This is a genomic window from Luteimonas sp. A501 (genome assembly GCF_054052085.1).
On the sequence record NZ_JBSVRI010000001.1, the window covers coordinates 1193096 to 1209389 of the forward strand.

Genomic DNA, 16294 nt, shown 5'->3' on the forward strand with positions numbered 1-16294 from the left:
CGATGATGACGACGCTGTATGGACTGAAGAACTGCGACACCTGCAGGAAGGCGCGGAAGTGGCTGGACCGCTTCGGTGTCGCGCATCGGTTCGTCGACTACCGCGACGAGAAGCCCGAGCCGGAGACCCTGGTCGAGTGGGCCGGCAAGCTGGGCGGTTTCGAGGCCATGGTCAACAAGTCCTCGACGACCTGGCGCCAGCTGCCGGACAACCGCAAGGCGGCCGGCTCGGACGCCGAGTGGAAGCTGCTCCTGCGCGAGTATCCGCAGCTGGTCCGTCGGCCGGTGGTGGTCACCGATGATGGCGTCGCAAGCCAGGGCTTCAGCGACAACGGCTTCAAGAAGCGCTTCGGTACCGGCGAATGAGCGAGGTGCTGGCGCTGGCCCGCGAGCTGATGGCGCGGCCTTCTGTGACGCCCGACGATGCCGGCTGCCAGCCATTGGTCGCGGGGCGCCTGGAGCGCGCCGGCTTCACCTGCGAGTCGCTTCGCTACGGTGAGGTCGACAACCTCTGGGCCAGCCACGGCAGTGGCGATCCGGTGCTGGTGCTGCTGGGCCACACCGACGTGGTGCCGCCGGGCCCGCGCGAGGCCTGGGACAGCGATCCCTTCGTTCCCGAAGTCCGCGACGGCGTGCTTTACGGGCGCGGTGCCGCCGACATGAAGGGCAGCGTGGCCGCGTTCGTGATCGCCCTGGAGCAGTACGTGGCCGCGAACCCGGACCACGCGGGCACGGTCGCATTGCTGCTGACCTCGGACGAGGAAGGCGATGCCATCGACGGCGTGCGCCGCGTGGCCGACGAGTTCCGAAGGCGCGGCCAGCGCATCGACTGGTGCATCACCGGCGAACCTTCATCGACGCATCGCCTGGGCGACCTGCTGCGCGTCGGCCGCCGCGGCTCGCTGTCGGCCGCGCTCACCGTGCACGGGGTGCAAGGGCATGTCGCCTATCCGGACAAGGCGCGCAATCCCGTGCACGACGCCCTGCCGGCGCTGGCCGAGCTGGTGGCCCGGCGCTGGGACGATGGCCACGGGACTTTCCCGCCGACCAGCCTGCAGGTCAGCAACATCGCCGCGGGCACGGGAGCGACCAACGTCATCCCCGGCAGCCTGCACGTGGACTTCAACCTCCGCTACAACCCGAATTGGGACGCGCCGCGGCTGGAGTCGGAAATCGAGTCGATGCTCGCGCGCCACGGCCTGGACTTCGGGATTCGCTGGCACCGCAGCGGCGAGCCCTTCTTCACGCCGGAGGGGCCGCTGCGCGCCGCCGCCCGCGACGTGCTCGGCCGCGTGGCCGGGGCGCCACCGGAAGAGAGCACCGGCGGCGGTACGTCCGACGCGCGCTTCATCGCGCCGCTGGGCGCGCAGTGCATCGAGGTGGGGCCGGTGAACGCCAGCATCCACAAGGTCGACGAGAACGTCTCCGTCGCCGACCTGGAGGCGCTGCCGGAGCTCTACCTGGCACTGATCGAGCGGCTCCTCCCGCGCTGACCCGCGCGCCGGCCTGCCGCAGCTGCGGTGGCCGGCGCCGTGGGGCGCGTGGACCCGCGCCGTGGTAAACGGGATGGGCTAGCGCTGGCCGTTGCCGTTGTTGCCCTGGCCCTGGCCGTTGCCGTTGCCTTTGTTCCCGTTGTTCCCGTTGTTGCCGCCGTTGCCCCTGCCGGGCTTGGGCCCATTCCCGGGATTGCCGCGGCCGTGCTCGTTGCGCTGGCCATTGCCGCGCACGTCCTTTCCGTCGCGGGCGTGGCCCGGTCCGGAGCGTGACCAGTCGACGCGGACCGGGCGGTCGACCACGATCGACTGCCCCCACCGGCCGTAGGTGTCGACCTGTCCGCGCTTGAGCGCGTGGAAGGCCGCGGAACCGGGCTTGATGCCCATGCGCTTGGCGACGGCGCCCCAGCCCTGGCCGGGGTTGCGCTCGTATTCGCGGACCACGTTGCCGCAGGGCACGCCCAGGGCGTGCGCGATGGCGCATGCGTAGTAGACATCGCCGGGCGCCCAGCCGCGGGCCTCGAGCAGGTCGACCAGCAGCGGGCGCGGCGCGCCGTAATGGCCGGTCATCTCGTCGAGGAAGGGGTCGCGGTGGTGGCGGCCGTACTCGTTGATCTCGCCCAGGCGCGAATCGACCCAGACATCACCGGTCCGGGTGTTGTAGCCGATGGTCTGTGCGGACGCACTCGCGGCCAGGCCAAGGCCGAGGGTGAGGGCGAGGATGCGGAGTCCGTTGTGCGTGGCCATGGATGCTGCTCCTGTATGGGGACCTGGCCGGATTGTGGGCGTTCGCTATGAACCTGCGGTGATGTCGCGGCGTCAGCGCGCCTCCAGGACCAGCGTGTGGGCGGCGGGGCCCGGAAGGAATGGCGAGGGGCGGCCCTGCACCCAGTCGTCATGGCCGGCGCCCCAGAACGGCGACAGCGGGTGGCCACTCTGGCCGCCCGGCATGTGCACGATGCCGTCGGCTTCGCGTCCCGGCGACACCACCATGCGCTGGGACGCACCGAACGCCGGGCCCTGCACCAGCGGCATGCCGGTGTCGCCGCGGAGCTTGTCGGGCGGCATGCAGAGCATGCGCTTGCCCAGCAGCGGGATGGCGCCGGCCAGCGGATGGCAGATCGCCGCGGTGTTGCGCTCGCCCCAGGTGCGCTCCGCAAGCGGCCCCCGGGCTTCGAGCTGGTCGCGGACGTCGCGCGCGGCATCCTCGAACAGCGCCTGCCAGCTGTCGTAGCGGCGGGGCAACAGGTGCGCCGGCCGGGTGGACACCAGGGGCCATGCGACGCCTTCCAGCTGCGGCAGCGCGGGCATCGCGAAATCCTCGCCCAGGGCCGCGCGTGCGGGCGCCATCAGGCCATCGGCGATCCGGTCGTGCACCGCGTTGCGCCAGGCGCGGACCAGGCGGTAGCCCGTGGAGTCCGGAGTGGCGCGACCCTGCCAGTCGCCGGCGGCGTCGGCGAGCGCACGCAGCGCGGGCGCGTCCGCATCCGCGCTGCCGGCGCTCGACTGCAGCAGGTCGCGCCAGCGCTGCAGGAACAGCGCGCGGTCATCGAGCTGGATCGCGAGCAGGGCGCGTTCGTCGAAGCGTTCGCTGGCGAACAGGGCGTCGCGGATCTGCCTGGCGCGCGCGCCGTTCACGTAGCCGCCGTCGCCGAAGGCCGTGATCCAGGGCGCGCCCACGACCCGGTTGTTCGCCGTCCAGACGCGGTCGACGGTGGGCGTGGCGACGTGGGGCGCGCGCCTGCCGCCGATGCTCCACGGTGCGCATGCGCCGCCATCCGCCACCAGGTCGGTGGCCGGGCAGGCCGCGTCGCGCTGCGGCAGCGGCCCGAGCAGCCGCCAGGCGATCCGGCCGCGGTGGTCGCCGATCACCAGGTTCTGCGCCGGCAAGGCGATGTCGCGTGCCAGCAACAGCGCGCGGTCCAGGTCCCCGGCCCAGGCCAGCGAGGTCAGCCCGAGGTTGAGCGCGCCCGGCTGGTGCGCCACCCAGCGCAGGGCCAGGGCGTCGCCGCCCTCGAGGCGGTGCAGCAGGGGGCCCCAGGGGACCTCGTCGATCCCGAGGTCGACCGCGTCGCCGCCGGCGATCTCGATGCGTTCCACGAAGTGCTCGACGGGCGCGCAGTCGTCGCCGCTGGCGCCACTGCCGTCGCGCTCGCCGCAGGGCGTCACCCGCGCCCAGTCCAGGGTGTCGGCATAACTGTTGGTGAAGCCCCAGGCGACGCGGCCGTTGCTGCCCACCACCACCGCCGGCAAGCCTGGCAGGGTGAAGCCGGAGACGTCCACCCGGCCATCGGGAGCGCGCGCATCGGGCCAGCGCAGGCGCGCGCGGAACCAGATCCCGGGCGCGCGCAGGCCCAGGTGCATGTCGTCGGCGACGATGGCGCGGCCGTCGGCGGTGAAGCGTCCCGATACGGCGAAGTTGTTGCTGCCGGGCGCGGGCGGACGCGGAGAGTCCAGCGGCCCGGCGGCATCGGGCAGGGGCAGCCGACGCAGGTCGACGGCATCGGACGTGGGCAGCACGGCATCGCCGGTGGCCGGGCCCAGGAGCGGCGCATCCCAGCTCGAGCCCGCGTGGGTGAGCAGCGTGAACAGCGCCGGTGGCAGGTGTGGCCGCAGCGTCCAGAGCGCGAACTCCCGCTGGTTGGCGGCGTCCTGCAGGTCGAAGTACATCGCGTAGCCGGCCAGGGCCGTGTCGGCGGGCGTCCAGGGCTCGGGCTGCCGGCGCAGCAGCAGGTAGGGCCAGGGCCGCGCGCGGAGATCGGCAAGGCCGGCGTTGACGCCGGCGGCGTAGGCGTCCAGCAGCGGCCGCTGGCTGCCGGCGATCGCGTCGAGGTCGGCGTCCACGCGCGCGCGCATCCGGTGCACGCGATGCCGGCGGTCGGCGTCCAGCGCGACCGCGCCGAACAGCGCGGACAGCTCGCCGGCGGCGGTGCGCCGCATCAGGTCCATCTCGAAGTAGCGCTCCTGCGCGTGCAGGTAGCCGAGCGCCCGGACGGCGTCGGCCTCGCTCGTGGCATCGATGGTGGCGACGCCGATGGCATCGCGGCTGATCGTCACTGGCGCCGACAGGCCGGGGAGGGCCACGGTGCCGTCGAGCGCCGGCAGGCTGGCGCGCAGCGCCCACCAGCCGGCCAGCGCCGCGAGCGCGGCCAGCAGGACGAACACCAGCACGATGCGCAATGACCAGCGAAGCATGGCGTTTCCCCCTGGGGCCTGCCGCATTGTAGAGCGGTCCATGCCACCGCCAACGTGGCCGCCGCAGGCCAGTGGCGGTGCGCTGTGCGCGCCGCTGGAGCCGCCGGGTCTATCAGTCGACCGCCAGCCCGTCGACCTTCTGCCAGCCGCGGGGCAGCAGCCCGCCGCGGCTGCCGCGGGCGCCCAGATAGGTCTCCAGGTCGCGGTACGACAGCGACATCGTGCGCGCGCCGGACCTGACCGAAAGCGTGCCGCCCTGCGGCACCGCGGCGATCGCCACCACGCGCTCGGTGCCGCGCTTGGCCTTGGGGATCTCGATGATCTTGTTGCCCTTGCCGCGTTCGAGCTCGGGCAGCTCCGAGACCGGGAACGCCAGCAGGTGCCCGGCGCTGGTGACCGCCACGATGCGGTCGGTCTCGATGCCGGCGACCGGCGACGGCGGCAGCACGTGCGCGCCCTCGGGCACGCTGAGCATGGCCTTGCCCGCCTTCTGCCGGCCCACCAGGTTCTCGAAGCGGGTGACGAAGCCGTAGCCGGCCGAGGAGGCAAGCGCCAGGCGGGCGCCGGCGTCGCCAGTGGCCATGGCCACGAACGTGGCGCCGGCCGCGGGCGAGAAGCGCCCGGTGAGTGGCTCGCCGTTGCCGCGTGCCGACGGAAGGCCGTGGGCCAGGGTGGAATAGGCGCGGCCGGTGGAATCCAGGAATGCGACCTGCTGCGTGCTGCGCCCGCGCAGCGCGGCCAGCAGCGCGTCGCCTTCGCGGTACGACATCGTGGACGCGTCCACGTCATGGCCCTTGGCGGCGCGCACCCAGCCCTTCTGGCTGACCACCACCGTCACCGGCTCGCTGGCCACCAGGTCGGTCTCGGCCAGGGCCTGCGCCGCGCCACGCGCGACCAGCGGCGAACGGCGCTCATCGCCGAACTTCTTCGCGTCGGCCAGCAGCTCGTCCTTGACCAGCTTGCGCAGCTTCGACTTGCTGCCCAGGGTCGCCATCAGCCGGTCGCGCTCGGCGTCGAGCTCGTCCTGCTCGCCGCGGATCTTCATTTCCTCGAGGCGCGCCAACTGCCGCAGGCGGGTCTCGAGGATGTAGTCGACCTGGTCGTCGCTGAGCTCGAAGCGCGCCTGCAGCACTGCGCGCGGTTCGTCCTCGGTGCGGATGATGCGGATCACCTCGTCGAGGTTGAGGAAGGCCACCAGCAGGCCCTCCAGCAGGTGCAGGCGGCGCTCGACCTTGTCCAGGCGGTGCTGCAGGCGGCGGGTGACCGTGTCGCTGCGGAACGACAGCCACTCCAGCAGCAGCATGCGCAGGTCCTTGACCTGCGGCCGACCGTCCAGGCCGATGATGTTGAGGTTGACCCGGTAGCTCTTCTCGAGGTCCGTGGTCACGAACAGGTGGCCCATCAGCTGGTCCACGTCGATCCGGTTGGAGCGCGGGATCAGCACCACGCGCACCGGGTTGGCGTGGTCGGACTCGTCGCGGATGTCCTCAAGCCAGGGCAGCTTCTTGGCGCGCATCTGCGCTGCGATCTGCTCGATCACCTTGCCCGGGCTGACCTGGTAGGGCAGCGCGGTGATCACGATGTTCTGGCCTTCCTTCATGAAGGTGGCGCGGGCGCGGACGCTGCCGTGGCCGGTCTCGTACATCGCGCGCAGGTCGGCGGCGGGGGTGATGATCTCGGCGGCGGTGGGATAGTCCGGGCCGCGCACGTGCTCGCAGAGATCGGCGACGGTGGCCTCGGGGTCGTCAAGCAGGCGCACGCAGGCGCTGACCACCTCGTTCAAGTTGTGCGGCGGCACGTCGGTGGCCATGCCCACGGCGATGCCGGTGGTGCCGTTCAGCAGCAGGTTCGGCAGCCGGGCCGGCAGCCAGCTCGGCTCGTCCAGCGTGCCGTCGAAGTTCGGCACCCAGTCGACGGTGCCGTGCGCGAGCTCGCCAAGCAGGGCTTCCGCGATCGGAGTGAGCTTTGATTCCGTGTAGCGCATCGCCGCGAACGACTTCGGGTCGTCGGTGGAGCCGAAGTTGCCCTGGCCCTCGATCAGCGGATAGCGATAGCTGAAGGGCTGGGCCATCAGCACCAGGGCTTCGTAGCAGGCGCTGTCGCCGTGCGGGTGGAACTTGCCGATCACGTCGCCGACCGTGCGCGCGGACTTCTTCGGCTTCGAGGTCGCGCTGAGCCCGAGCTCGCTCATCGCGTAGACGATCCGCCGCTGCACCGGCTTCAGCCCGTCGCCGATGAAGGGCAGGGCGCGGTCGAGCACCACGTACATCGAATAGTCGAGGTAGGCGCGCTCGGCGTACTCGCGCAAGGGGATCTGTTCGAAACCGTGGAAGACGGGGCGGACCGGGTCGTTCATCTGGACTGCTGTGGCGATCGGGGACCCGCAATTCTACAAGGACGGCGCGATGCTCCCGCCCGGCGGCAGTGCTCAGTGCGTCCTGCGTGATGGTCCTCGGGCAGCGACTGCAGCAGGGCAGCGATCCGGCCCGCGGGGCCGGGCGTGGCCGAGGCCATCGCCACCAGCTCGCGGAAATCGGACTGCCAGCGGGCGAAGTTGTCATTGGCGAACACCACCGGCCAGCCGCGGTCGTTGAAGCGTTCGCGCAGCTTATGGATGTTGCGGGCGGCGCGCAGCGCGGCGGGGGCGATGACGTCCGCTTCCGGGAAGTCGAACAGCCCGACCATGTCCACGACCAGGAGGGCGGGCGGTACCGGCGTGGCCATCCTCAGTCGCGGGCTTTGGCCGGCACGAAGGGCGAGGTCGGGTCGCTGGCGGGGAAGGTTTCTTCCAACGCCTCGTCCTGGTTTTCGCTCTCCCTGTCCTTGCGGCGCGCGCGGTCCTGCGGCGTCTCGGGTTCGTGCCGGTCATGGTCCTGGGGCAGGTCTTTGCGGTCGCGGCTCATGGTTGCCTCGTGGTGATGGGTGATAGCCGCTTCTTTAGCCTTGGCGACGTTGTTTCCGCGTGACTGGTTGCCGGGCCTGCGCCCGGTGGGCTCGGGCCAGGAATCGCAGCGCGGCGGTTTCCCACTGGCGCGCCCCGCGTGCACGCAATGCGGCGCGCGCCAGGCTGCCGTCCTGCCAGCCGTCGAATACGCAGGGGTCGATATAGGAGCTGCGGCAGACCGCCGGCGTGTTGCCCAGCGTCTGCGCGACCTCGACCACCACCTGCTGCTGCAGCCGCGCCAGGGCGGCTTCGCTGGCGTCGTCGGGCGGGGGCGTGGCCGCGAGCAGCCGGAACGCGGCCAGGGTCGCGCCCCAGGTGCGGAAATCCTTGGCGGTGAACGGTGCGCCCATTTTTTCGCGCAGATAGGCGTTGACCATGCTGGAGTCCACCGGCTGCGAACCGCCGTCGTCGCCGCTGTACTGGAACAGGTGCTGGCCCGGCAGCTGGTGCAGGGTGCGCACCATGCGCGCAAGCCGCCGGTCGTCCAGCTCGACCTCGAGTTGTTTGCCGCCCTTGCCCTTGAACTGCAGCCGCAGCGCACCCCGCTGGAAGCGGGCGTGGCGGCTGCGCAACGTGGTGAGGCCAAAGGACCCGTTGTCGCGCGCGTAGCCGGCGTTGCCTACGCGCAGCAGTGTTTCGGAAAGAATCCGCACCACGACCGCCAGCACTTTTTCGCGCGGGAATCCTGGCAGCGCCAGGTCGCTGCGCAGTGATCGCCGCAAGCGCGGCAGCGCCTTGGCGAAGTCGGGCAACCGCTCGAACTTGCCGGTATCGCGGAAGCTTCGCCAGTGGGCGTGGTAGCGGTACTGCTTCCTGCCGCGAGCGTCGCGCCCGGTGGCCTGGAGGTGCCCGCGCGGGGAAGCGCAGATCCAGACATCCTGGTAGGCGGGCGGGATCGCCAGCGCGCGGATGCGGTCGAGGGTCGCGGCGTCCCTGATCGCGCGTCCATCCGGATCGAGGTAGCGGAAGCCGCGCCCGCAGCGCAAGCGGCGGATGCCGGGTGCGCAGTCGCTGACATGGCGCAGCCCGGCTTCCGCGGCTTCGGCTGCGTCCGCTGCTGCGGACAGTGGCTGCATGTCGGCGGGGTCCGTGGTGCGTGTCGTGGCCATGCGTGAAAACTACGGTCAGCCGGTGATTGGGCGATGAACCTGCCCGGGGCCGTGCGGCCTCACGCCTCCTTCCCGCGTCGGCGCGCACCGTCTGCCAACCCATCCTGCAGAACGACGGAGACCGACATGACCCGCGACAGCACCCCCGAGGACAAGCGCCACGACACCGGTAAGCCCGAGCGGGAGGAGCGCTCCTACGCGCACGGAAGCGGCGATCGCAACGCCTGGTCGCCCACCGGTGACAAGGGCCGCATGCCCCGCCATGAAGGCGGCACCCAGCGCGACGCGCCACCCGAGCCATCGGGCGGCGCTGGCGATGATTGAGTGCCGCTGCGTGCGGCAGGGAACGTACGGACTGCGCCTGGCATGAACGCCGGAAAGCAGGCGTGATCGACGTGATCGTGGTGGGTGGTGGGCCCGCGGGGCTGACCGCGGCCACCTACCTGCACCGCTTCCACCGCTCCTGCCTGGTGCTGGATGCCGGCGAGAGCCGTGCGCGCTGGATCCCGGAGAGCAACAACTGCCCGGGCTTCCCGCATGGAGTGTCAGGGAACGAGCTGCTGCGGCGCATGCGTGAACAGGCGGGCGAAGTCGGCCTGCTGACCGAACAGGCCATGGTGGACGGCATCGCGCCGCTGGATGCCGGCTTCCAGGTCACCGCCGACCGGCGCCGCTGGCGTGCGCGCAAGGTGATTCTCGCCACCGGCGTGACCGACCGTCTGCCCGACGGCTCTTGGGTGGCAGCAGCGATCGCTTCCGGCGCGCTGCGCCTGTGTTCGGTCTGCGATGCCTACGAGGCCAGCGACCTGGTGATCGGGGTCCATGGTCCGGCCGACGCGGTTGGCAGCCACGCGCTGTTCCTGCTGGGGTATTCGGACTCGGTCCGCGTGCTGCCAACCGACGGCGGCGATGGCGGCGACGCCGGACGCAAATCGCGCGAGGCCGGCGCCGAGTGGCTCCCGGGCGGCGGGCGCCTGGCCTTCGATGGCGAAAAATGCAGCTACGTCCCGCCGGAGGGCGCGCCGATCACGCTGGACACCGTCTATGCGTATCTGGGTTCCGATACCAGCGCGGGCATCGCCGCCGCGGCAGGTGCCGTGCTGACGGCGGAGGGCGGGATCATCGTGGATGCCGACCAGCAGACGAGGCTGGCGGGCCTGTACGCGATCGGTGACGTCGTCAGCGGCCTCAACCAGATCTCGGTGGCCGTGGGGCACGCGGCGATCGCGGCCACCCACGCGCACAACGCACTGCCGTTCGTGCGTCGCGAAAAACAAAAAACCCCGCTTTCGCGGGGTTTCCTGTCATCAACCTAATGATGGTGCCCAGAAGAGGACTCGAACCTCCACGGAGTTGCCCCCGCTAGCACCTGAAGCTAGTGCGTCTACCAATTCCGCCACCTGGGCAGGTGGGCGCGTATGGTGCAGCGCGGCGACGATCCTGTCAACGGTCGACATGCGAATCGATGCACACGGATGCAAAACCATGGGCACGGGACGTCCACGGCGCCCGCGTACAATTGCCCGATGACAAATATTGCAGACAAGGGCGGCAGCGGCCGCGACAGGACGCCTTCCAAGGCGACGACTGGCGGGGGCGCGCCGTCCAAAGGCGCGAAAGCTGCCGCCACCCCGCCCGGGAAGGGCTCGGCGCCAGCGCGCGCCGCCAAGAAAAAGCCGGCGGCACAGCCGGGCTGGATGCCCGATCCGGGCCTGCTGCGCGCGATGAAGCCGCGTGGCCCGGAGGCGCCAGTCGCACCTGCGGCTCCGACGCCGGCGCCGGAGCGCGCGAAGGAAGGCAGCCGCAAGCGCGGCGGCTTTGACGACCCGCAGGCGGCGCGCGAGGCGGGACGCTACGAGAACCCCATTGCCAGCCGCGAAGCGATCCTGCAGGTGCTGTCCGATGCCGACGGCCCGATGGACGCCGAGGCCCTCCAAGTGTCCCTGGGCCTGACCGAGCCGGAGCGCGCGGAAGCGCTGGACAAGCGCCTGGCGGCGATGCTGCGCGACGGCCAGGTGCTGAAGAACCGCCGCCGCGGCTTCGTGCCCGCGGCGCGGGCCGACCTTGTCCCCGGCACGGTGATCGCCAACCCGGAAGGCTTCGGCTTCCTGCGCCCGGAAAGCGGGGTGGGCGACGACCTGTTCCTGCCGCCCTTCGAGATGCGCAAGGTGATGCACGGCGATCGCGTGCTCGGCAGCGTCACCGGCGTCGACCGCCGCGGCCGCCGCGAAGGCGTGATCGTGGAGGTGCTGGAGCGCCGCGTCAGCCGGCTCATCGGGCGCTACGCGCTCGAGTCCGGGATCAGCTTCGTGGTGCCCGACGACCGCCGTATCCAGCGCAACATCCAGATTCCCGCCGACGCACGATTGGACGCGCGCGACGGCCAACTTGTGGTCTGCGAAATCGTCGCGCCGCCGGACAACCACCGGCCGCCGATCGGGCGCGTGCTGGCGATCCTGGGCGACAAGTTGACCGCGTCGATCGCGGTCGAAGCCGCGATCCACGGCCATGACATCCCGCACGAATTCCCGCCCGAGGTGCTCGACGCCGCGGCCGAGGTGCCGGTCGACGTCGACGCCGCCCAAGCCAACGGTCGCCTGGACCTGCGCAAGCTGGCGCTGGTCACCATCGATGGCGAGGACGCCAAGGACTTCGACGACGCGGTGTACTGCGAACCCAACCGCGACGGATTCCGCGTGATCGTCGCGATCGCCGACGTTTCGCATTACGTGCGCCCCGGGGAGCCGCTCGACGACGAGGCGCAGAAGCGCGCGACCTCGGTGTACTTCCCCGGCTTCGTGGTGCCGATGCTGCCGGAGACCCTGTCCAATGGCATCTGCTCGCTGAAGCCGCGCGAAGACCGCCTCTGCTTCGCCTGCGACATGCAGGTCGACCGCCGCGGCAACATGGTCTCGTATTCCTTCCATGAAGCGGTGATGCATTCGCACGCGCGCCTGACCTACAACCAGGTCTGGAACGCCGTCGGCGACGGCATCCCGGATGCCGACCGCGACGCTGCGCAGGCCTTCATCGGCCCACAGATGGAGCAGGTCAGGCATCTGCACCAGCTGTACAAGGTGTTCGAGAAGGCCCGCAAGCAGCGCGGCGCGATCGACTTCGAGACCTCCGAGGTGCGCTTCGTGCTCGGGCCGCAGGGCGAAGTCACCCAGGCCGGCATGATCCAGCGCAACGACGCCCACAAGCTGATCGAGGAGTGCATGATCGCGGCGAACGTGGCGGCCGCGCACGCGCTGCTCGCGTCCGGCATCCCGGCGCCGTTCCGCGACCACGACCGCCCGCCGGAAGGAAAGTACGCCGACCTGCTGGAGTTCCTGAAGGAGTTCCAGCTGCGCCTGCCGACCTGGCAGAAGGTGCATCCGAAGGACTACCGCAAGCTGCTGGAAACAGTGCGTGAGCGTCCCGACGCCGCGCTGCTGGAATCGGTGCTGCTGCGCAGCCAGTCGCTGGCGGTGTATTCGCCGGACAACATCGGCCACTTCGGCCTGGCGCTGGAGGCCTACGCGCACTTCACGTCGCCCATCCGCCGCTACGCCGACCTGCTGGTGCACCGTGCGATCAAGCATTCGCTCGTTGGCGGCAGTGCCGCGCAGTACAGGTACACGGCGCACGAAATGGCGACGCTCTCGCTGCAGTGCTCGGAGCGCTCGCGCCGCGCCGACGAGGCCCAGCGCGAGGTCGACGAACGCTATCGCGCGGCGTGGATGGAAGAGCACGTAGGCCGGGAATTCGACGGCGTGGTCAGCGGGGTCACCAGCTTCGGCCTGTTCGTGGAGCTGACCGAATCCAAGGTCAACGGCCTGGTACACGTGACCCAGCTGCCGAATGACTTCTACAACTTCGACCCGATCCGCAAGACGCTGACCGGCCAGCGCTCCGAGCGCGAGTACCGGCTTGGCGACGCGGTGCGCATCGTCGTGCTCAAGGCGAGCGTGGAAGAGTTGAAGATCGACTTCCGCCTGGTGGAGGAGGGCGTCCAGCAGGGCGGTCCGGTGCCACCCGCCCCGCGCGGGCAGCCGGCGAAGCGGACCAAGAAAAAGTACTGAGGACGAAAGCCCGATGGGCAACAAGCAGAACCAGTGGATCGTCGGCATCAACGCCGTCGCATCGGCCGTGGAACACGATGCCGACAACGTGCGTGAAGTCCTCCTCGAGGCCGGCGCGAAAAATCCGCGTATCGGCACGATCGAAGAAGAGGCCCGTCGCCGGGGTATCGAAGTGCGTCGCGTCGCGCAGAATGCGCTGGACGGGGTCGCCGGCGGCCTGCGCCACCAGGGTGCGGTCGCGCGCTACGCCGCGGCGAAGACCTTCGACGAGGACGACCTGCCAGGGCTGGTCGAGGCCGCCGAAGGCCGCGCCTTGCTGCTGGTGCTCGACGGGGTGCAGGATCCGCACAACCTCGGCGCCTGCCTGCGCAGCGCCGCAGCCGCGGGCGTCACCGCGGTGGTCATCCCCAGGGACAAGGCGGTGCAGGTCAACGCCACCGTGCGCAAGACGTCCGCAGGCGCCGCCGACAGCATCGCGGTGGTGCGCGTGACCAACCTGTCCCGAACCCTGCGCGAGCTGCAGAAGCAGGGCGTGTGGATCTACGGCCTGGCCGGTGACGCGGGCGCGTCGCTCTACGGCATCGACCTGCGCGGCAACGTCGCCCTGGTGCTGGGCGGCGAGGGAGAGGGACTGCGTCGGCTCACCCGCGAACACTGCGACGAGCTGGTCGCGCTGCCGATGCCGGGCGCGACCGATGCCGGCGTCGACAGCCTGAACGTGTCCGTGGCCGCGGGCGTGTGCCTGTTCGAGGCCGTGCGTCAGCGGCTCTGACCGGCGCTGCTCGGTTCGTGTCGAAGAGCTTTTTGCCACGGATTTACGCGGATTGGCTGAGGCCAGCATCCGCTCCACGCCTTGGCCGGCTTTCTGATGCAGAAAGGCTCCCGGCAACAATCTGCCTTGGCTAAATCCGCGTAATCCGCGCAAATCCGTGGCTGAAAAAGCTCTTGCTCTATCTGTGTAAATCCGCCCTTATCCGCGTAAATCCGTGGCAAGGCTTTTCGCAGCCATAGCTGCTCCTACATGGCGTCGGGCGGGGGCTGATTGGCGGGCGGGGTGGCATGGCGGCCCCAGCCGTTGGCGATCGTGCAGAACAGCTGCGCGGTGCGTTCGGTGTCGTAGACGGCCGAGTGCGCTTCGTCGCTGTTCCATTCCATGCCCGCGGCCTGCACCGCGCGCGCTAGCACCGTCTGCCCGTAGGCCAGGCCGGCCATGGTCACGGTGTCGAACACGCTGAAGGGGTGGAAGGGATTGCGCTTGTGCTCGCTGCGCGCCACCGCGGCGTTGACGAAGTTGAGGTCGAAGTGGGCGTTGTGACCGACCAGGATCGCGCGCTGGCAGCCGTGCTTGCGCACCGCGGTGCGCACCGCGGCGAAGACGTGGTCCAGCGCGTCGCGCTCCTGCTTGGCGAAGCGGAACGGATGGTCGAGGTCGATGCCGGTGATCTGCAGCGACTTCGGATCGATGTCGGTGCCCGGTGCCGGGACGACGTGCGCGCTGGCGCCTTCGCCCAGGACGTAGCGGCCCTGGTCGTCGAGGTCGATCGGCATCACCGCGATCTCGAGCAGCGCGTGGCGGTTCCAGTCGAAGCCGCCGGTCTCGACGTCGACCACCACGGGCAGGTAGCCCCGGAAGCGGGTCGACATGGGGGCGATGGCGGGGGCGGCCGCGGAGGGCTGGGGCGGTGGCGTGGGCAGGGTGGTCACCGGCGCTAGTCTATCCGAGTGCGGGCAGCCGGCCCGGTGGCGGGTTCAGCTGCGCACGCCGGCGACGATGCCCTCGCCATGCCAGCGCACGAGCATCGCGCAGCCCTGGTCGATGAAGGCGGCGTCCGCGGGGCTGCCGGCTTCTGCCGCCAGCGCCTCCAGTTGGGCGCGGCCGTCCAGCCCGGGTGCCTCGTCCAGGCGCTGCAGCAGCCGCCAGGCCAGCGGGCTGGGCGCGTGGAAACGCACGCGGCCGTCGGCGCCGCGATGGAGCAGCAGCAGGGTCGGCTCGGGCGGCGGTTCGACCGGCAGCATGTCGGGCCCGATGCGGTGTACCGGCCAGGCGTAGGCCAGCGGCCACGCGAGCGGTGAAAGCAGGGGGCGCCCGGCCAGCAGCGCGGCCGCGACGTCGGTTCCGGGTGCATCAAGCCGGTCATGGGCGATCCCGTCCACGCGTGCCTCGCTGATCTGCAGGGCCAGCTCGATCCATTCGTAGTGCGCCAGCTCCGGCAGCCAGGGCTCGCGCCCGCCGCCGGTTTCAAGGTAGCGCAGGAATTCCCGCGGCAGCTCGGGGAACAGCGGGGTGCGACAGCCGTGGTCGCGGTAGAAGTCGCGGACCAGGGCGGGCCAGGCGTCACCGCGGATGCGGCGGATCACCGGGAAATTGCCCGCCAGCAGTCGCGAGACGTTGTTGAAGAACAGGTCGCGATAGACCTGCATCCTGCGCGCGTCGATGCCGGGCGGCGCTGGATGACGGTCGGGATCGCGGATGTGGGCGGTGAAGGCGTCCTGCTGCGCGCGCAGCGCGTCGTTGGCGGCGAGGCCGCCCGGGCCCGTCACCGCTGCGGCGGCGGTGCCCGCCCCGCCGGGAGCGCTGTGGTCAGGCCACACGACGGACCGCCGGTAGAGCGGCAAGGCGCCCACGCACGATGTCGAGTTCGCCCAGCAGCTCGTCGAACGGCGGGAAGTCGAAGTCGCGCTCGAGCAGCGTGGGCCGCGGACCGAACAGGGTATAGGCCTCAGACAGCAGCGCCCAGACCGGGTCGGCCACCGCCGCGCCATGCGTATCGATCTTGAGCCCGGGCGCTTCATCGCGATGGCCGGCGACGTGGACACAGGCGATCCGCTCGCCCGGCAGTCCGCGCAGGAAGGCGAACGCGTCGTAGCCATGGTTGGTGGCGTTGACCACGATGTTGTTCACATCCAGCAGCAGATCGCAGTCGGCTTCGGCAAGCACGGCGTTGACGAACTCGAGCTCGGTCAGTGGCCGTGTTCCGGCATCCAGGGGAATGCTTGCGTAGTACGAGATGTTCTCCACCGCGATGCGCCGGCCGAGGATGTCTTGGGCACGGCGGATGCGCGCGGCCACGTGCCGCACCGCTTCGTCGCTGAAGGGCAGGGGCAGCAGATCGTAGAGCTGGCCAAGGCTGTCGCCGCAGGCGCTGAGGTGCTCGCTGTAGAGCGGCGCACGATGCGCATCCAGGAAATGGCGCAGCTGGTGCAGAAAGGGCTCGTCCAGCGGCGCGGGGCCGCCGAGCGACAGCGACAGGCCGTGGCATGCGAGCGGATGGCGCGAAGCGAGCTCGGCGAAGGCCTCGCCCGGCGCGCCGCCGACGCCGATCCAGTTCTCGGGCGCGGCTTCGAGGAAATCGAAGCTGCCCGGCGGCGCGGCGCGCAGCTCGGGCAGCAGGGCGCGGCGCAGGCCGAGGCCGACGGCGCGCGGGTGCAGCGGGACGTCCATGGCCGGCGGGTGCGCGGCGGGTGGCCGCGCATCCGGATCAGCCATGGC

At 70.8% G+C, this 16294-nt stretch carries 15 protein-coding genes and 1 tRNA gene; 6 read left to right on the forward strand and 10 right to left on the reverse strand.

From position 1 onward, the window contains the following. Window positions 1–5 precede the first annotated feature (5 nt). Both ACW7G5_RS05425 and dapE read left to right on the forward strand, forming a co-directional pair. A complete protein-coding gene (locus tag ACW7G5_RS05425; RefSeq protein WP_457002467.1) occupies window positions 6–365 on the forward strand; it encodes an arsenate reductase in 360 nt (119 codons plus the stop codon). Next, on the forward strand, window positions 362–1492 hold the full coding sequence (dapE, locus tag ACW7G5_RS05430) for a succinyl-diaminopimelate desuccinylase (protein ID WP_457002468.1): 1131 nt from the start codon (window positions 362–364) through the stop codon (window positions 1490–1492). Before ACW7G5_RS05425 ends, dapE begins: the two co-directional genes overlap by 4 nt. 78 nt (window positions 1493–1570) lie before the next feature. Here dapE and ACW7G5_RS05435 read toward each other — a convergent pair whose 3' ends face one another. From ACW7G5_RS05435 to ACW7G5_RS05460, 6 genes are all read right to left on the reverse strand, one after another. After that, window positions 1571–2239 (reverse strand): hypothetical protein, encoded by a 669-nt coding sequence (locus ACW7G5_RS05435; RefSeq protein WP_457002470.1) that lies wholly within the window; start codon window positions 2237–2239, stop codon window positions 1571–1573. Between the two features lie 72 nt (window positions 2240–2311). Continuing rightward, a complete protein-coding gene (locus tag ACW7G5_RS05440) occupies window positions 2312–4687 on the reverse strand; it encodes a penicillin acylase family protein (RefSeq protein WP_457002472.1) in 2376 nt (791 codons plus the stop codon). Between the two features lie 112 nt (window positions 4688–4799). Further along, the gene (gene parC, locus ACW7G5_RS05445; RefSeq protein WP_457002474.1) at window positions 4800–7043 is read right to left on the reverse strand and encodes a DNA topoisomerase IV subunit A; all 2244 of its coding nucleotides are present in this window, start codon (window positions 7041–7043) and stop codon (window positions 4800–4802) included. After that, window positions 7040–7411 (reverse strand): hypothetical protein, encoded by a 372-nt coding sequence (locus ACW7G5_RS05450; protein WP_457002476.1) that lies wholly within the window; start codon window positions 7409–7411, stop codon window positions 7040–7042. The genes parC and ACW7G5_RS05450 overlap by 4 nt, the downstream gene beginning before the upstream one ends. Before the next feature lie 2 nt (window positions 7412–7413). Further along, window positions 7414–7590: a hypothetical protein gene (locus ACW7G5_RS05455; protein WP_457002478.1), complete on the reverse strand. Its 177-nt coding sequence runs from the start codon at window positions 7588–7590 to the stop codon at window positions 7414–7416. Between the two features lie 34 nt (window positions 7591–7624). Beyond that, window positions 7625–8707: a DNA topoisomerase IB gene (locus ACW7G5_RS05460; RefSeq protein ID WP_457002480.1), complete on the reverse strand. Its 1083-nt coding sequence runs from the start codon at window positions 8705–8707 to the stop codon at window positions 7625–7627. Between the two features lie 159 nt (window positions 8708–8866). Between ACW7G5_RS05460 and ACW7G5_RS05465 the strand changes: the two genes are divergently transcribed. Then, a complete protein-coding gene (locus ACW7G5_RS05465) occupies window positions 8867–9064 on the forward strand; it encodes a hypothetical protein (protein WP_457002482.1) in 198 nt (65 codons plus the stop codon). Window positions 9065–9126: 62 nt separating this feature from the next. Next, window positions 9127–10056 carry an NAD(P)/FAD-dependent oxidoreductase gene (locus ACW7G5_RS05470; protein ID WP_457002484.1) on the forward strand — a complete coding sequence of 310 codons (930 nt, stop codon included), beginning with the start codon at window positions 9127–9129 and terminating at the stop codon, window positions 10054–10056. A gap of 3 nt (window positions 10057–10059) precedes the next feature. Here ACW7G5_RS05470 and ACW7G5_RS05475 read toward each other — a convergent pair. Next, window positions 10060–10146 (reverse strand) — tRNA-Leu (locus ACW7G5_RS05475). Window positions 10147–10266: 120 nt separating this feature from the next. Between ACW7G5_RS05475 and rnr the strand changes: the two genes are divergently transcribed. Together rnr and rlmB are read left to right on the forward strand one after the other, a co-directional pair. Beyond that, complete coding sequence (gene rnr / locus ACW7G5_RS05480; protein ID WP_457002485.1) at window positions 10267–12804, forward strand: ribonuclease R; 2538 nt, start codon at window positions 10267–10269, stop codon at window positions 12802–12804. Window positions 12805–12817: 13 nt separating this feature from the next. Continuing rightward, the gene (gene rlmB / locus ACW7G5_RS05485) at window positions 12818–13576 is read left to right on the forward strand and encodes a 23S rRNA (guanosine(2251)-2'-O)-methyltransferase RlmB (RefSeq protein WP_457002487.1); all 759 of its coding nucleotides are present in this window, start codon (window positions 12818–12820) and stop codon (window positions 13574–13576) included. A 245-nt stretch (window positions 13577–13821) separates the two neighbouring features. Here rlmB and rnt read toward each other — a convergent pair whose 3' ends face one another. From rnt to ACW7G5_RS05500, 3 genes are all read right to left on the reverse strand, one after another. Further along, a complete protein-coding gene (gene rnt, locus ACW7G5_RS05490; RefSeq protein WP_457002890.1) occupies window positions 13822–14448 on the reverse strand; it encodes a ribonuclease T in 627 nt (208 codons plus the stop codon). Window positions 14449–14553: 105 nt separating this feature from the next. Continuing rightward, the gene (locus ACW7G5_RS05495; RefSeq protein WP_457002489.1) at window positions 14554–15396 is read right to left on the reverse strand and encodes an HvfC family RiPP maturation protein; all 843 of its coding nucleotides are present in this window, start codon (window positions 15394–15396) and stop codon (window positions 14554–14556) included. Then, window positions 15386–16291 carry an HvfB family MNIO-type RiPP peptide maturase gene (locus ACW7G5_RS05500; protein WP_457002491.1) on the reverse strand — a complete coding sequence of 302 codons (906 nt, stop codon included), beginning with the start codon at window positions 16289–16291 and terminating at the stop codon, window positions 15386–15388. The genes ACW7G5_RS05495 and ACW7G5_RS05500 overlap by 11 nt, the downstream gene beginning before the upstream one ends. Window positions 16292–16294: the final 3 nt, after the last annotated feature.

What these genes read in the sequence shown, in the direction of transcription:
- rlmB (WP_457002487.1), top strand. Translation starts at nt 12,818, where the DNA reads ATGGGCAACAAGCAGAACCAGTGGATCGTCGGCATCAACGCCGTCGCA.
- ACW7G5_RS05425 (WP_457002467.1), top strand. Translation starts at nt 6, where the DNA reads ATGACGACGCTGTATGGACTGAAGAACTGCGACACCTGCAGGAAGGCG.
- parC (WP_457002474.1), bottom strand. Translation starts at nt 7,043, where the DNA reads ATGAACGACCCGGTCCGCCCCGTCTTCCACGGTTTCGAACAGATCCCC.
- ACW7G5_RS05455 (WP_457002478.1), bottom strand. Translation starts at nt 7,590, where the DNA reads ATGAGCCGCGACCGCAAAGACCTGCCCCAGGACCATGACCGGCACGAA.
- ACW7G5_RS05435 (WP_457002470.1), bottom strand. Translation starts at nt 2,239, where the DNA reads ATGGCCACGCACAACGGACTCCGCATCCTCGCCCTCACCCTCGGCCTT.
- dapE (WP_457002468.1), top strand. Translation starts at nt 362, where the DNA reads ATGAGCGAGGTGCTGGCGCTGGCCCGCGAGCTGATGGCGCGGCCTTCT.
- ACW7G5_RS05450 (WP_457002476.1), bottom strand. Translation starts at nt 7,411, where the DNA reads ATGGCCACGCCGGTACCGCCCGCCCTCCTGGTCGTGGACATGGTCGGG.
- rnt (WP_457002890.1), bottom strand. Translation starts at nt 14,448, where the DNA reads ATGTCGACCCGCTTCCGGGGCTACCTGCCCGTGGTGGTCGACGTCGAG.
- ACW7G5_RS05465 (WP_457002482.1), top strand. Translation starts at nt 8,867, where the DNA reads ATGACCCGCGACAGCACCCCCGAGGACAAGCGCCACGACACCGGTAAG.
- ACW7G5_RS05460 (WP_457002480.1), bottom strand. Translation starts at nt 8,707, where the DNA reads ATGCAGCCACTGTCCGCAGCAGCGGACGCAGCCGAAGCCGCGGAAGCC.
- ACW7G5_RS05440 (WP_457002472.1), bottom strand. Translation starts at nt 4,687, where the DNA reads ATGCTTCGCTGGTCATTGCGCATCGTGCTGGTGTTCGTCCTGCTGGCC.
- rnr (WP_457002485.1), top strand. Translation starts at nt 10,267, where the DNA reads ATGACAAATATTGCAGACAAGGGCGGCAGCGGCCGCGACAGGACGCCT.
- ACW7G5_RS05500 (WP_457002491.1), bottom strand. Translation starts at nt 16,291, where the DNA reads ATGGCTGATCCGGATGCGCGGCCACCCGCCGCGCACCCGCCGGCCATG.